Annotated in this window: 11 protein-coding genes; 5 read left to right on the forward strand and 6 right to left on the reverse strand. The window is 57.1% G+C overall.

The annotated features are described in order from the left end of the window. Nucleotides 1–85 precede the first annotated feature (85 nt). Together clpA and clpS are read right to left on the reverse strand one after the other, a co-directional pair. Entirely contained in the window at nt 86–2,365 is a 2,280-nt protein-coding gene (clpA, locus tag KHQ26_RS10915; RefSeq protein ID WP_002896522.1) for an ATP-dependent Clp protease ATP-binding subunit ClpA, read from the reverse strand. A gap of 30 nt (nt 2,366–2,395) precedes the next feature. Next, the gene (gene clpS, locus KHQ26_RS10920) at nt 2,396–2,713 is read right to left on the reverse strand and encodes an ATP-dependent Clp protease adapter ClpS (protein ID WP_002896520.1); all 318 of its coding nucleotides are present in this window, start codon (nt 2,711–2,713) and stop codon (nt 2,396–2,398) included. A 325-nt stretch (nt 2,714–3,038) separates the two neighbouring features. On the opposite strand from clpS, the gene cspD reads away from it, so the two are divergent. Beyond that, on the forward strand, nt 3,039–3,260 hold the full coding sequence (gene cspD, locus KHQ26_RS10925; protein WP_002896516.1) for a cold shock-like protein CspD: 222 nt from the start codon (nt 3,039–3,041) through the stop codon (nt 3,258–3,260). Between the two features lie 76 nt (nt 3,261–3,336). On the opposite strand, the gene macB is transcribed toward cspD, so the two are convergent. The 3 genes from macB to KHQ26_RS10940 all read right to left on the reverse strand — a co-directional run bounded on the left by macB (nt 3,337) and on the right by KHQ26_RS10940 (nt 8,194). Next, entirely contained in the window at nt 3,337–5,277 is a 1,941-nt protein-coding gene (gene macB, locus KHQ26_RS10930) for a macrolide ABC transporter ATP-binding protein/permease MacB (protein ID WP_004150848.1), read from the reverse strand. Next, on the reverse strand, nt 5,274–6,389 hold the full coding sequence (gene macA, locus KHQ26_RS10935) for a macrolide transporter subunit MacA (RefSeq protein WP_002896440.1): 1,116 nt from the start codon (nt 6,387–6,389) through the stop codon (nt 5,274–5,276). Before macA ends, macB begins: the two co-directional genes overlap by 4 nt. A gap of 146 nt (nt 6,390–6,535) precedes the next feature. Then, nucleotides 6,536–8,194, reverse strand: coding sequence for an ATP-dependent endonuclease (locus KHQ26_RS10940; RefSeq protein WP_004176693.1), 1,659 nt, complete (start codon nt 8,192–8,194; stop codon nt 6,536–6,538). 419 nt (nt 8,195–8,613) lie between these two features. On the opposite strand from KHQ26_RS10940, the gene aqpZ reads away from it, so the two are divergent. From aqpZ to hcr, 4 genes are all read left to right on the forward strand, one after another. Then, nucleotides 8,614–9,309 (forward strand): aquaporin Z, encoded by a 696-nt coding sequence (aqpZ, locus tag KHQ26_RS10945; RefSeq protein ID WP_002896434.1) that lies wholly within the window; start codon nt 8,614–8,616, stop codon nt 9,307–9,309. Nucleotides 9,310–9,424: 115 nt separating this feature from the next. After that, the gene (locus KHQ26_RS10950) at nt 9,425–10,324 is read left to right on the forward strand and encodes a lysine exporter LysO family protein (protein ID WP_004147773.1); all 900 of its coding nucleotides are present in this window, start codon (nt 9,425–9,427) and stop codon (nt 10,322–10,324) included. Nucleotides 10,325–10,467: 143 nt separating this feature from the next. Next, on the forward strand, nt 10,468–12,120 hold the full coding sequence (gene hcp, locus KHQ26_RS10955; protein ID WP_004176696.1) for a hydroxylamine reductase: 1,653 nt from the start codon (nt 10,468–10,470) through the stop codon (nt 12,118–12,120). Nucleotides 12,121–12,130: 10 nt separating this feature from the next. Beyond that, a complete protein-coding gene (gene hcr, locus KHQ26_RS10960) occupies nt 12,131–13,099 on the forward strand; it encodes an NADH oxidoreductase (protein WP_004147771.1) in 969 nt (322 codons plus the stop codon). A 211-nt stretch (nt 13,100–13,310) separates the two neighbouring features. Here the strand turns inward: hcr and KHQ26_RS10965 are convergent, their stop codons facing one another. Beyond that, the gene (locus tag KHQ26_RS10965; protein ID WP_012068500.1) at nt 13,311–13,745 is read right to left on the reverse strand and encodes a DoxX family protein; all 435 of its coding nucleotides are present in this window, start codon (nt 13,743–13,745) and stop codon (nt 13,311–13,313) included. Between the last annotated feature and the right edge of the window lie 128 nt (nt 13,746–13,873).

Genomic DNA, 13,873 nt, shown 5'->3' on the forward strand with positions numbered 1-13,873 from the left:
CGGGATAATTCCCGGTCTTTTCATTTCTGCCGTCAGCAAAAAAAAACCGGCCCCTGGCCGGTTTTTTTACATTGAAGATATCGCCTTAGTGGGCCGCTTCCGGTTTGTGCTTCGGAGCGCTCTGGAAGTCGTAAGTCAGCGTATTTTTGTCGCTGTCCAGAGAGACAGTGACCTGACCACCGTCGACCAGCGAGCCAAACAGCAGTTCGTTCGCCAGCGGTTTTTTCAGGTTGTCCTGAATGACGCGTCCCATTGGACGTGCCCCCATCGCCCGATCGTAGCCTTTCGTCGCCAGCCAGTCGCGCGCTTCCTGACTCACTTCCAGGGAGACGCCTTTCTGGTCCAGCTGGACCTGCAGCTCGACGATAAACTTGTCGACAACCTGATGGATCACCGTGGTAGACAAATGATCGAACCAGATGATGTTGTCGAGGCGGTTACGGAACTCCGGCGTAAAGATCTTTTTGATCTCATCCATCGCATCCGGACTGTTGTCCTGCTGAATAAGGCCAATGGATTTACGCTCGGTTTCCCGCACCCCGGCGTTGGTGGTCATCACCAGCACCACGTTGCGGAAGTCCGCTTTACGGCCGTTATTATCGGTCAGCGTCCCGTTATCCATCACCTGCAGCAGCAGGTTGAACACGTCCGGATGCGCTTTTTCGATCTCATCAAGCAGCAATACCGCGTGCGGATGTTTAATCACCGCATCGGTCAGCAGCCCGCCCTGATCGAAGCCAACGTAGCCCGGAGGCGCCCCGATCAAACGGCTGACGGTATGACGTTCCATATATTCGGACATGTCAAAGCGCAGCAGCTCAATACCCAACGCCTTCGCCAGCTGGACGGTCACTTCGGTTTTCCCGACCCCGGTCGGCCCGGCGAACAGGAACGATCCCACCGGCTTGTGCTCATGGCCCAGCCCGGCGCGCGCCATTTTAATAGCCTCGGTCAGCGCCTCGATGGCTTTATCCTGTCCAAAGACCAGCATTTTCAGACGGTCGCCCAGGTTTTTCAGCGTGTCGCGATCGCTGCGGGAGACGCTCTTCTCAGGGATCCGCGCAATGCGCGCCACCACTGATTCGATATCCGCCACGTTAACCGTTTTCTTACGCTTGCTGACCGGCATTAAGCGCGCCCGCGCGCCCGCTTCGTCAATGACGTCAATCGCCTTATCCGGCAGATGACGATCGTTAATGTATTTCACCGCCAGTTCTACCGCCGCACGCACCGCTTTGGCGGTATAACGCACATCATGGTGCGCTTCGTACTTCGGCTTCAGGCCGTTGATAATCTGGACCGTCTCTTCCACCGACGGTTCGGTAATATCGATCTTCTGGAAACGGCGGGCCAGCGCACGATCTTTTTCAAAGATGTTGCTGAACTCCTGGTAAGTGGTGGAGCCGATCACCCGGATCTTGCCGCTGGAAAGCAGCGGTTTGATCAGGTTAGCCGCATCGACCTGGCCGCCAGACGCCGCCCCCGCACCGATAATGGTGTGGATTTCATCAATAAACAGGATGCTGTTGGTATCCTGCTCCAGCTGTTTGAGCAACGCTTTGAAGCGTTTTTCAAAATCGCCACGATATTTGGTCCCTGCCAGCAAAGAGCCAATGTCGAGCGAGTAGATAGTGCAGTCGGCCATCACTTCCGGCACATCGCCCTGCACAATACGCCAGGCAAGGCCTTCGGCGATCGCGGTTTTACCGACGCCGGATTCCCCCACCAGCAGCGGGTTATTTTTCCGCCGACGGCACAGGACCTGAATCGCGCGCTCCAGCTCTTTTTCACGGCCGATCAGGGGATCAATACCGCCGACGCGAGCAAGCTGATTGAGGTTGGTGGTGAAGTTTTCCATACGTTCCTCCCCGCCGGCTTGCTCTTCATTGCCAGGCTGGCTTCCGCTGTTATCGGAAGACTGGCTCGGCTCGTCTTTGCGTGTACCATGAGAAATGAAGTTCACCACATCAAGACGGCTCACTTCATGTTTACGCAGCAGGTAGGCGGCCTGCGACTCCTGCTCGCTGAAAATCGCCACCAGCACGTTGGCGCCGGTCACTTCGCTGCGGCCAGAAGATTGTACGTGGAAGACGGCGCGCTGCAGCACACGCTGGAAGCTTAGCGTCGGCTGGGTGTCGCGCTCTTCTTCCGTGGCTGGCAGAACGGGTGTGGTTTGTTCGATGAAGGCTTCAAGTTCCTGACGCAATGCCACCAGGTCCACTGAACACGCTTCCAGGGCCTCACGGGCCGAGGGGTTGCTTAGCAGAGCCAGCAGCAAGTGCTCGACGGTCATAAACTCATGACGGTGCTCGCGCGCTCTGGCGAAAGCCATATTTAAACTGAGTTCCAGTTCTTGATTGAGCATAGGCACCTCCCCCAATTTTCATGCCTGTATTCAGGCTTTTTCCAGCGTACACAGCAATGGATGCTCGTTCTCCCTCGCGTACTGATTCACCATAGCGACTTTGGTCTCCGCCACTTCCGCGGTAAACACGCCACAAATCGCCTTACCTTCATAGTGAACCGTGAGCATCAGTTGCGTTGCACGTTCAACATCATAAGAAAAGAATTTTTGTAACACGTCAATAACAAACTCCATCGGAGTGTAGTCATCATTGACCAATATCACTTTATACATAGATGGCGGTTTAATCGCATCACGAACTTCGTCGTCAACCAGGTGCTCGAAGTCCAGCCAATCTCTCTTACTCATCGTCAGTGTTCATCATCGGTTGCTGTTGCCAACAGGCGGAGGCCTGTCGATGACCAGAGGTTATGCTCATCACAAGTCTACAATAGATCATAGATAACTATCATCTATCGCTTCTATCCGCGACGGCTGTCACATTCCCCGGCAATAGCGTTAACTGCTTCAAATTTTGACGCATTTTTCGCCGTTCCCCCTCCTCAATCGCTTGACGCGTTTTCGTATTTCTCTAAATTGTAGTGGCGAGAGTTGGCGAGCAATTGAACAACTCGTCACTCCACCACCGGTTCATTCCATCTTACTAATAAAGATTTACGAAGGATGTCGAAGTATGGAAATGGGTACTGTTAAGTGGTTCAACAATGCCAAAGGGTTCGGTTTTATCTGCCCTGAGGGCGGCGGCGAAGACATTTTCGCCCATTACTCCACCATCCAGATGGATGGTTACAGAACGCTAAAAGCCGGACAAGCCGTTCGGTTTGATGTTCACCAGGGGCCAAAAGGCAACCACGCCAGCGTGATCGTCCCTGTGGAAGCGGAAACGGCTGCATAACTCTTTTGCTTCATTGTGTACATCCTGCTAATAAAATGCCAGTCCTTCTGACTGGCATTTTTATTTCTCGCCCCGCCTATTCTCGCGCCAGGGCATCCACCGGATCGAGCCGCGCCGCGTTGCGCGCAGGCAGCCAACCAAACAGCACCCCGGTCAGCGTCGAACAGAGAAACGCCGTCAGCAGCGCCAGCGGAGAAAAACCAATCTCCCAGCCGGGGAGAAACAGCTGTAAAATAAAGGCGATCATCAGCGACAATGCTACGCCCAGCGCGCCACCGACCAGGCAAACCAGCACCGCTTCAATGAGAAACTGCTGCAGCACATCGCTGGCCCGGGCGCCAACCGCCATGCGGATGCCGATCTCCCGGGTTCGTTCGGTCACCGACACCAGCATAATATTCATTACGCCAATCCCGCCGACCACCAGGGCAATCACCGCCACCAATGTCAGGAACAGCTGTAAGGTATGTGTGGTCCTTTCGGCGGTTTTCAAGACGCTGTCCATATTCCAGGTGAATACATCTTTTTTACCATGCCGCAGCTCCAGCAGACGCAGCAGCTGTTTCTCTGCGGTTTCACTGTCGTAGCCTTCATGAACGCGCACAGTGATGGAGTTCAGCCACGACTGGCCCATTACTCTTCCCGCCATGGTGGTGTAGGGCAACCAGACGCGGAGAATTTTGCTGCTGCCGAACATCGACTGCTTTTCATCCGCAACGCCAATCACCGTGGCCGGCATATTGCCCACCAGAATCACCTCTCCCACCACTTTCGCTTTATTGGGAAACAGCTGCCGACGGGTATTGCTGTCGAGCACTACCACCTGTGCCCGACTGTTGAGCTGCAGTTCATTGAAGGTATTACCTTCGCTAAAGGTCATGCCGTAGACATTAAAATACTGCGGACCGACCCCCTCCGCGCTGGCGGCAACGTCAATATTGTTGGCGCGCAGGCGCAGGCTTTTTGAAACCGCCGGCGTGGCGGAGCGCACCCACGGCTGCTTCTGGATCGCCAGCAAATCGTCATACTTCAGCGCCTGCTGATAGCGCGGGTCGTCGTCGCCAAAATCCTTACCAGGATACACATCAATGGTATTGGTGCCGATGGCGCGAATATCCGCCAGCACCATCTGCTTGGCGGCATCCCCCACCACCACGATCGACACCACCGAGGCAATACCGATAATAATCCCGAGCATGGTCAGCAGGGTACGCATTTTATTCGCCGCCATCGCTCGCCAGGCCATCACCAGCGCTTCGCGAAAGCCGCTGGTAAACTGACGCCACGCCGAAGGCTCCGCCTGCGGACGGGCGCGCAGTCCGCCGCCCTGGCGGCTGGCGGGCGGGTTGCGGACGATCTCGCCATCGCGGATCTCGACGATCCGCTCCGCCTGAGCGGCGACCTGCGGATCGTGGGTCACAATGATGACCGTGTGCCCCTGCGCTTTTAGCTGGTGCAGGATCGCCATTACCTCTTCGCCGGAATGGCTGTCCAGCGCGCCGGTCGGTTCATCAGCGAGGATCACCTCCCCGCCATTCATCAGGGCGCGGGCGATACTGACCCGCTGCTGCTGACCGCCGGACAACTGTGATGGTTGATAGTCGGCGCGCTCGCCCAGCCCCAGCCGCACCAGCAGCTCATGAGCGCGCGCCAGGCGCGCGCGCCGTTCACTGCCGGCATACACCGCCGGCACTTCGACATTCTGCGCGGCGGTCAGATGGGACAGCAGATGGTAGCGTTGAAAGATAAAGCCAAAGTGTTCCCGCCGCAGACGGGCCAGCGCATCGCCATCCAGCTGCGCGATATCGGTTCCCGCTACCCGATAGGTGCCGCTGGTGGGTTTGTCGAGGCAGCCAAGGATATTCATCAGCGTCGATTTTCCCGAGCCGGAGGCCCCGACGATCGCCACCATCTCACCCGCATGGATGCTGAGGGTGATCCCCTTCAGGACCTCAACGCTGCCGTCGCCGGAAGGATAGCTGCGACGTATATCTCGCAGCTCAAGCAGCGCCGTCATTTTGCCGCCCCGCTCGCGCTCTCGCCGACGATCACTTCGTCGCCCTCTTCCAGACCTTGCACCACTGCGACGTCGGTATCATTGCGGGCGCCAATGATAACCTCACGCTCTTTGACCTCACCGGTGCGCAACAGTCGAACGTGGTAGCGGTTATCGCCTACCGCGTCGCCCAGGGCGCTCAGCGGGATAGTAATCACGTTCTTCACCTCAGCCAGCTGAATGTGCACCTGCGCGGTCATGTCGAGGCGCAGGATCCCCTGCGGGTTCGGTACCTCGAAGCGGGCATAATAGAAGATGGCGTCATTCACTTTTTCCGGCGTCGGCAGAATGTCTTTCAGTTTACCTTCATAACGGGTAAGCGGGTCGCCCAGCACGGTAAACCACGCCTTTTGCCCCGGTCTGAGGTGGATGACATCCGCTTCAGAGACCTGCGCTTTAACCAGCATGGTGCTGAGATCCGCCAGCGTCAGAATGTTAGGCGCCTGCTGGGCGGCGATCACTGTCTGTCCCTGCAGGGTGGTAATTTGCGTCACTTCGCCGGCCATCGGCGCCAGGATCCGCGTGTAATCGAGGTTGGTCTTCGCCGTATCGAGCGTCGCCTGGTTACGCTTTATTTGCGCTTCAATAGTGCCGATCTGCGCCTGTTTCACCGCCAAATCGGTGGCCGCGGTATCAAGGTCCTGCCGCGAGACCAGCTGGCGCTGCGCCAGCTGCTGCTGACGGGCCAGAGTCACTTGCGCCAGTTTGCTCTCCGCGCGCGCCTGATTGAGCTGGGCGCGCAGCTCCATGAGCGTCGCTTCCACCTCTTTAATCTGGTTTTGCGCCTGCTCCGGATCGATAACCCCCAGCAACTGATCCTTTTTAACCTTATCGCCAATATTGACGTGCAGCGTTTTCAGCTGTCCGCTGACCTGGGCGCCGACGTCAACTTTTCGCAGGGCATCCAGTTTGCCGGTGGCCAGCACGCTCTGCTGGAGATCCCCTTTGCGAACTACCAGCGTCTGGTAGTTCGGCAGCGGCGCATTGAGGATCCGCCATCCCCAGATAGCCAGCCCCAGCACAACGATCGCCAACAGCCACCAGACGGTCCTGCGTTTTCCCTTCACTTTCATATTCCGACTCCTGCTGTTTCCCTGCCGCTCCAGGCGGTGATTCTATCGAAACCCGTTGGCAACAGGACACCCATTTTTCTCGTCAATGAGGTTTTGTTTAGCTGCCGGAGAGCTTTGTGCCGCCGTAAATGACGACGGCGGTGAGATTAATCGGCACGACCGCGGGCTAGCCACAGCACCCGTGAGAACATTTTCTTCAGCAGCGTCGGCACAGCGTCCACGCCACGGCGGCCGGCCTCCATCGCCACCTCAATCGCCAGGTCCGGCTTGGATGAGCGATGGATGGCTTTGGTGATCACCCGCCGCATATTCATCGGGACATTATCCGGGATCTGCGCCACCCGATGATAAACGTCATCAAATCCCTGACGATACATAAAGTGTTCCATATCCAGCGCCGGCAGACTGGTCAGATGGTCGCGCTCCAGCTCGCGATCGTTATTAAGCAGACCTCGTACCGTCGCGGCATATTTTTTCCCCGCCTCATCGCCGTCCACCAGCACGTGCCACTGGATCCCCATCCGGCGGGCAAACTTGATCAATGGCTTCAGGCCGGACTGGGCGAATTCGATCACCTTAACCCCTTCAGCATCAAAATGATGACCGCACTGCCGGGCCAGTTCGTTGATAACCCAGGTTTCCGTCTCTCCCTCCACCAGCAGCCAGCAGCGGGCGAAGAGCGATGAGGCGCGATTGAAGCGGATGTGAAAAGCAATGCGCCGGCTCTCTTCGGCATTCATTCCGCCCGGCCCCAACCGCCACGCCGATACCCGCGTCGACTCACGCACCAGCCGGCAGACCTGCTCTACCGGCGTCAGGGACAGCAGCTCTCCGGAGTTGGTGGTGGTCACACGCTGCAGCGGCAACAAATTCAGCAGGTGCCAGGCGACGGAAAGCATGATCGGATGCAGACGGGTCTCGGGATCTTCAATCAACAGCAGCGGTCGCGCGTCGCGATCGAGGCGCACCGTCCCTTTCGCCTGCAGGAGGGTGGCAAACAGCCCCAGCAGGATCACCCGATGGCTGCGCCCGCCGGGCTTGTCGATCATCCGGTTGATAATATCCAGATAACGCCAACTGCGCTGTTCATCATGGGAGCGCCGCCGCATCAGGCGATGCCGCGTCTGAGCGCTGCTTTGCTCGGCAAAGTAATGCTCAAGCAGTTGCACCATGGCCGATAGCCCCTGACGGATCTGACCGTCCGATAAATTTTGCGGATGGCTGACCAGTTCGCGGGAGAGAAAATCCAGCTGACGGGCGGTGATCTCTATCTGCGGCGAGTGCGGTACCGTCCCGTTATGGATGCGGCGCATAAAGCGCGCATCGCGCAGGCGCAGCACCGGCATCAAACGCACCAGGTGTCGGGCCAGCTCATCAATCTCCTCCAGCACCAACGCTTCGCCTTCACCATCGATAAAGCTCCGCAGGGTCATCACGCTGTCATCTTCGGCGAGCTCGCCCTCCAGGCGATAGAACACCCGGTGATACCCGTCATCGCAAGGCACCCAGCAGCGCTGAAGCGGACGGAAACGCCGGACCCGATGGCGGCCTGGCTCCGTTTCGCGGAAGGTCAGGATAATATGCAAATGGTGTTCGCGCCCCTGGATGTCGCCCGGGGGAAACCAGAAATCATCGCGAACAAAGTGATAAAGATCGAACTCCGGCGACAAAAGCAGGGTCAGCGCATCAAGCAGACTGGACTTCCCCCACGCGTTCTCCCCGATCAGGACGTTATTTTGCTCCAGCATCAACGACAAACGATTGATACCGCGAAAACCGACGATTTCTACGCGCTCAAGAAGCATATCCCCTCCGCTACACCACCACTCTCCTTCAGTAATCAACAGTATAGCGAGGGCGGAGGCAAGATGACACTCTGCTTAATCGCATCCGTGGCTCATATTCAGCGGATTAAATATATTCATAAAATTACTCACTTATCGCCTATTACCGGCTGTTGATTATTCATCAAACAAAATAGTTTTATTTCAGGCGTTATGATCTACACTATTGATAATCTTCCATGGATAAAGGAAAGGCTAAACTGGCAAAAGGAATCCACTCACCTTGCCCTAAATCAAATAATATCAATATATTTAACTGGCTCCGGGATGGCGATTATCTCTAGAATAACGCCGCTTTATTTTTATCGTCATCCCTTATCACGATAAATAAAGACCGGCACGGTCCGCTCGTGCGCGTAAACAATTTAATTGAGGTGGTTATGTTCAGAAAATTAGCAGCCGAATGCTTCGGCACCTTCTGGCTTGTATTTGGCGGCTGCGGTAGCGCCGTGCTCGCCGCGGCTTTCCCCGAGCTGGGTATTGGTTTTGCCGGCGTCGCGCTGGCATTTGGCTTAACGGTATTAACCATGGCGTTTGCGGTCGGCCATATTTCCGGGGGGCATTTCAACCCGGCGGTCACCTTAGGCCTGTGGGCCGGCGGCCGTTTTCCGGCAAAAGAGGTCATTGGCTATATTATCGCTCAGGTGGTCGGCGGAATTATTGCCGCGGCGGTGCTGTACGTGGTTGCCAGCGGTAAAGCCGGCTTTGATGCCGCCGCCAGCGGCTTTGCCTCCAACGGCTATGGCGAACACTCCCCGGGCGGCTTCTCCATGCTGTCGGCTATCGTCATTGAAATTGTCCTGACCTGCGGCTTCCTGCTGGTTATTCATGGCGCGACCGATAAACATGCGCCGGCGGGCTTTGCCCCCATCGCCATCGGCCTGGCGCTGACCCTCATCCATTTGATCAGCATTCCAGTCACCAATACCTCGGTCAACCCGGCGCGCAGCACCGCGGTGGCAATTTTCCAGGGCGGCTGGGCGCTGCAGCAGCTGTGGCTGTTCTGGGTCATGCCAATCGTCGGTGGGATCCTCGGCGGCGTGCTGTATCGCACCCTGCTGGAAAAACGCGATTAACGCTTTTCAAAGCCCGGGTCTCCGGGCTTTTTCTTTCTGGCGACAGCTTTACTCGGCCCGGTGATTTGGGTAGTGTCATGGGCGCTATTCTCATCATGCAAGGGCTGCATCGTTCATGTTTTCGGGACTCTTTATTATTCTGTTGCCGCTGGTCGTCGGCTATTTACTGCCTCTTCGTCACTCCTCCGCGCTAAAGCTGATAAACCGCATGCTCAGCTGGATTGTCTATGTAATCCTTTTTTTTATGGGTATCAGCCTGGCGTTCCTCGACAATCTGGCCAGCAACCTGCTGGCAATATTGCATTACGCCGCGGTGAGCGTGGTTATCATTTTACTGTGTAATATCGCCGCCCTGCTGTGGCTGGAAAGTAAAATGCCATGGCGCAGTCAGCATCGTCAGGAGAAATTACCCTCGCGCCTGGCCATGGCCCTGGAATCGCTGCAGCTGTGCGGTGTGGTCGTGCTCGGTTTTCTGCTCGGTCTGACCAGACTGCCTTTTTTACAGCACGCGACAGAAGCCAGCGAATATACGTTGATTTTTCTCCTGTTCCTCGTCGGTATCCAATTACGCAATAATGGAATGAGTCTGCGACAAATAGTCCTTAACCGCCGGGGAATGATCGTCGCCGTGGTGGTTACGGCCAGTTCATTACTCGGCGGGATACTTAACGCCTTTATTCTCGGTCTGCCGTTAAAGACCGGTCTGGCAATGGCCAGCGGTTTCGGCTGGTATTCGCTCTCCGGTATTTTACTCACCGAATCCTTTGGCCCGGTCATCGGTAGCGCGGCGTTCTTTAACGATCTCTGTCGCGAGCTGCTGGCCATCATGTTAATTCCGGGCCTTATTCGCCGCAGCCGCTCCACGGCGCTGGGGCTGTGCGGCGCCACCTCGATGGACTTCACCTTACCGGTACTGCAGCGTTCCGGCGGCGTCGAAATCGTCCCTGCCGCCATCGTGCACGGTTTTCTGCTTAGTTTGCTGGTCCCGATCCTGATCGCCTTTTTTACCGCCTGAGCACCCGCTGGCGGCAGCCCTCCTGCCGCCAAATTTGCGCTAAATCAATCTCCCTTTAAGTTGTCTGAGAAATACCTTTTCACCCGTTGCCGCGCGGCATAACCTTAAACATGTATATCAAATATAACTTTAAAGGTGTGACCATGTTTTGTGTGCAATGTGAACAAACCATTCGTACCCCAGCCGGCAACGGCTGCTCTTACGCGCAGGGGATGTGCGGTAAAACAGCGGAAACCTCGGACCTGCAGGATCTGCTGATTGCGTCACTGCAAGGCCTGTCCGCCTGGGCGCTTAAAGCGCGCGAATATGGCATTATCGATCATCAGGTCGACAGCTTTGCCCCCCGCGCCTTCTTCTCCACCCTGACTAACGTTAACTTCGATTCCCCGCGCATCGTCGGCTACGCCCGCCAGGCAATTGCCTTGCGTGAGGCGCTGAAAGCGCAATGCCTGGCGATCGATGCCAGCGCCGCGGTCGACAGCCCGGTCGCCGACCTGCAGCTGGTCAGCGACGATCTGGGCGACCTGCAGCGTCAGGCGGCGGACTATACCCCGAATAAAGATAAAGCCGCCATCGGCGAAAATATTCTCGGTCTGCGCCTGCTGTGCCTGTACGGTCTGAAGGGTGCGGCGGCCTATATGGAGCACGCCCACGTGCTCGGCCAGTACGACAACGCTATCTATGCCCAGTACCATAAAATCATGGCATGGCTGGGCACCTGGCCTGCGGATATGAATGCGCTGCTCGAATGTTCGATGGAAATCGGCCAGATGAACTTCAAAGTGATGAGCATCCTCGACGCCGGTGAAACGACCAAATACGGCCATCCGACGCCGACTCAGGTCAACGTTAAAGCCACCGAAGGGAAGTGCATCCTGATCTCCGGCCACGATCTGAAGGATCTGTATAACCTGCTGGAGCAGACGGAAGGCACCGGCGTCAACGTCTATACTCATGGCGAAATGCTGCCGGCTCACGGCTATCCGGAGCTGCGTAAATTCAAACATCTGATTGGCAACTACGGCAGCGGCTGGCAAAACCAGCAGGTGGAGTTCGCCCGCTTCCCGGGCCCCATCGTGATGACCTCTAACTGCATCATCGACCCGACCGTCGGCGCCTACGACGACCGCATCTGGACTCGCAGCATCGTCGGCTGGCCGGGTGTGAACCATCTGGAAGGCGAAGACTTCTCCCCGGTCATTGCCCAGGCGCAGCAGATGGCGGGCTTCCCGTACAGCGAAATCCCGCATCTGATCACCGTCGGCTTTGGCCGTCAGACCCTGCTTGGCGCGGCGGATACGCTGATCGATCTGGTCAGTCGTGAAAAACTGCGCCATATCTTCCTCGTCGGCGGCTGCGACGGCGCCCGCGGGGAGCGTAACTACTTCACCGATTTCGCCACCAGCGTGCCGGATGACTGCCTGATCCTGACCCTGGCCTGTGGTAAATACCGCTTCAACAAACTGGACTTTGGCGATATCGAAGGGCTGCCGCGCCTGGTCGACGCCGGGCAGTGTAATGACGCTTACTCGGCGATTATTCTGGCGGTCACGCTGGCGGAGAAACTGGGCTGTGGCGTCAACGATCTGCCGCTGTCGCTGGTGCTCTCCTGGTTCGAACAGAAAGCGATCGTCATCCTGCTGACGCTGCTGTCGCTGGGTGTGAAAAACATCGTCACCGGTCCGACGGCGCCTGGTTTCTTCACCCCGGATCTGCTGGCGGTCCTCAATGAGAAGTTTGGTCTGCGTTCCGTGACCACCGTGGAACAAGATATGCAGCAGCTGCTGAGCGCTTAAGGAGTCCCTGATGACTATGCCAACCTCCCAGTGCCCGTGGCGGATGCAGGTTCACCACATTCACCAGGAAACCCCGGACGTGTGGACCCTTTCGCTGCTGTGCCACGATTACTATCCGTACCGCGCTGGCCAGTACGCTCTGGTTAGCGTGCGTAACTCGGCGGAAACGCTGCGCGCCTATACCCTCTCCTCGACGCCGGGGGTCAGCGAATACATTACGCTGACCGTTCGCCGTATTGACGAGGGTACGGGTTCGCAGTGGTTGACCCGCGAGGTCAAACGCGGTGATTACCTTTGGCTGTCCGATGCGATGGGCGAGTTTACCTGCGACGATAAAGCGGAAGATAAATTCCTGCTGCTGGCCGCCGGTTGCGGCGTGACACCGATCATGGCGATGCGCCGCTGGCTGGCTAAGCATCGACCGCAGGCCGACGTACAGGTGATTTATAACGTGCGTTCGCCGGAAGATGTAATCTTTGCCGAAGAGTGGCGCAACTACCCGGTCACCCTGGTAGCGGAGCACAACGCGACGCACGGTTTTGTCGCCGGCCGTCTGACCCGGGAGCTGCTGCAGAGCGTGCCGGATTTAGCCAGCCGCACCGTGATGACCTGCGGCCCGGCGCCTTATATGGAGAAGGTCGAGCAGGATGTTGCCGCCCTGGGCGTCACCCGCTTCTTTAAGGAAAAATTCTTCACCCCGGTGGCTGAGGCCGCCACCAGCGGGCTGAAATTTACTAAACTGCAGCCGGCGCGCGAGTTTTACGCGCCGGTGGGCACTACGCTGCTCGACGCGCTGGAGAGCAATAAAGTGCCGGTGACCGTCGCCTGCCGCGCCGGCGTCTGCGGCTGCTGCAAAACCAAAGTGGTTTCCGGGAAGTACAGCGTCACCAGCACCATGACGCTGACCGACGCCGAAATCGCCGACGGCTATGTGCTGGCCTGCTCCTGTCATCCGCAGAGCGATCTGGTTCTCGCCTGAGGTCAAAATCCCCGGTGGCGCTACCGCTTACCGGGGCTACATCGCTGTGCGATTTGGTAGCCCGGAGAAGGCGCAATGCGCCGCCTCCGGGAAAATCCCTGGCGACAATAAACAAACGCTCAGGCGACATGAGATAAACGCTTTCCCGGACTGAAAAAATTGCAAATCGCCAACAGTATCGACTTTACGCCCCAGGACGAATGAGGCATTTTTACCGCCAGGCCGACTGACCGGCCAGCGAATAACGCCCCGCGCCGAGTAGCGCAATCGCCAGTGCGCCAACAAAGAAATAGACCAGATTCTCAATGGCCCACGCTCCCACCGTATCAAGCGCAAACGTCTTGCCGAGACCGACCATCAGCCACGCCACCACCATGGTGAACGCCAGCACCAACGCCGCCGGGCGGGTCAGGACGCCGAGAATTAACAAGCAGGGAGCGACCACTTCCCCCACCAGCACACCGTAGGCGATAAACCCGGGCAATCCCTGCGCCGCCAGCATCCCGCTAATGCCATCCACACCATCTATCAGCTTATGGATTCCATGGAAAAGCATTAAGCCGCCGACGGCAAGTCGTAACAAGAGTTTACCGGCGTCATCATGCGACAGCCTGCGATTTACTGTGTTTAACAATCCTTTAACCATTTGATGTGCATCCTGTTTTGCATCCTGTGTACTTCCAGAGTATGCGCAGCCGGAGAGGAATAAAACCAGCAAAAAATCAGGGGTAATCGGTTACATTGCGGTCAGTTTCATCTAAGCTTGAAGGCGTT

The sequence above is a fragment of the Klebsiella sp. 10 genome, assembly GCF_018223925.1.
Taxonomy (GTDB): Bacteria; Pseudomonadota; Gammaproteobacteria; order Enterobacterales; family Enterobacteriaceae; genus Klebsiella; species Klebsiella pneumoniae.

Coding starts and splice junctions, on each gene's coding strand:
- clpA (WP_002896522.1), bottom strand. CDS start 2,365: ATGCTCAATCAAGAACTGGAACTCAGTTTAAATATGGCTTTCGCCAGA.
- clpS (WP_002896520.1), bottom strand. CDS start 2,713: ATGAGTAAGAGAGATTGGCTGGACTTCGAGCACCTGGTTGACGACGAA.
- cspD (WP_002896516.1), top strand. CDS start 3,039: ATGGAAATGGGTACTGTTAAGTGGTTCAACAATGCCAAAGGGTTCGGT.
- macB (WP_004150848.1), bottom strand. CDS start 5,277: ATGACGGCGCTGCTTGAGCTGCGAGATATACGTCGCAGCTATCCTTCC.
- macA (WP_002896440.1), bottom strand. CDS start 6,389: ATGAAAGTGAAGGGAAAACGCAGGACCGTCTGGTGGCTGTTGGCGATC.
- KHQ26_RS10940 (WP_004176693.1), bottom strand. CDS start 8,194: ATGCTTCTTGAGCGCGTAGAAATCGTCGGTTTTCGCGGTATCAATCGT.
- aqpZ (WP_002896434.1), top strand. CDS start 8,614: ATGTTCAGAAAATTAGCAGCCGAATGCTTCGGCACCTTCTGGCTTGTA.
- KHQ26_RS10950 (WP_004147773.1), top strand. CDS start 9,425: ATGTTTTCGGGACTCTTTATTATTCTGTTGCCGCTGGTCGTCGGCTAT.
- hcp (WP_004176696.1), top strand. CDS start 10,468: ATGTTTTGTGTGCAATGTGAACAAACCATTCGTACCCCAGCCGGCAAC.
- hcr (WP_004147771.1), top strand. CDS start 12,131: ATGACTATGCCAACCTCCCAGTGCCCGTGGCGGATGCAGGTTCACCAC.
- KHQ26_RS10965 (WP_012068500.1), bottom strand. CDS start 13,745: ATGGTTAAAGGATTGTTAAACACAGTAAATCGCAGGCTGTCGCATGAT.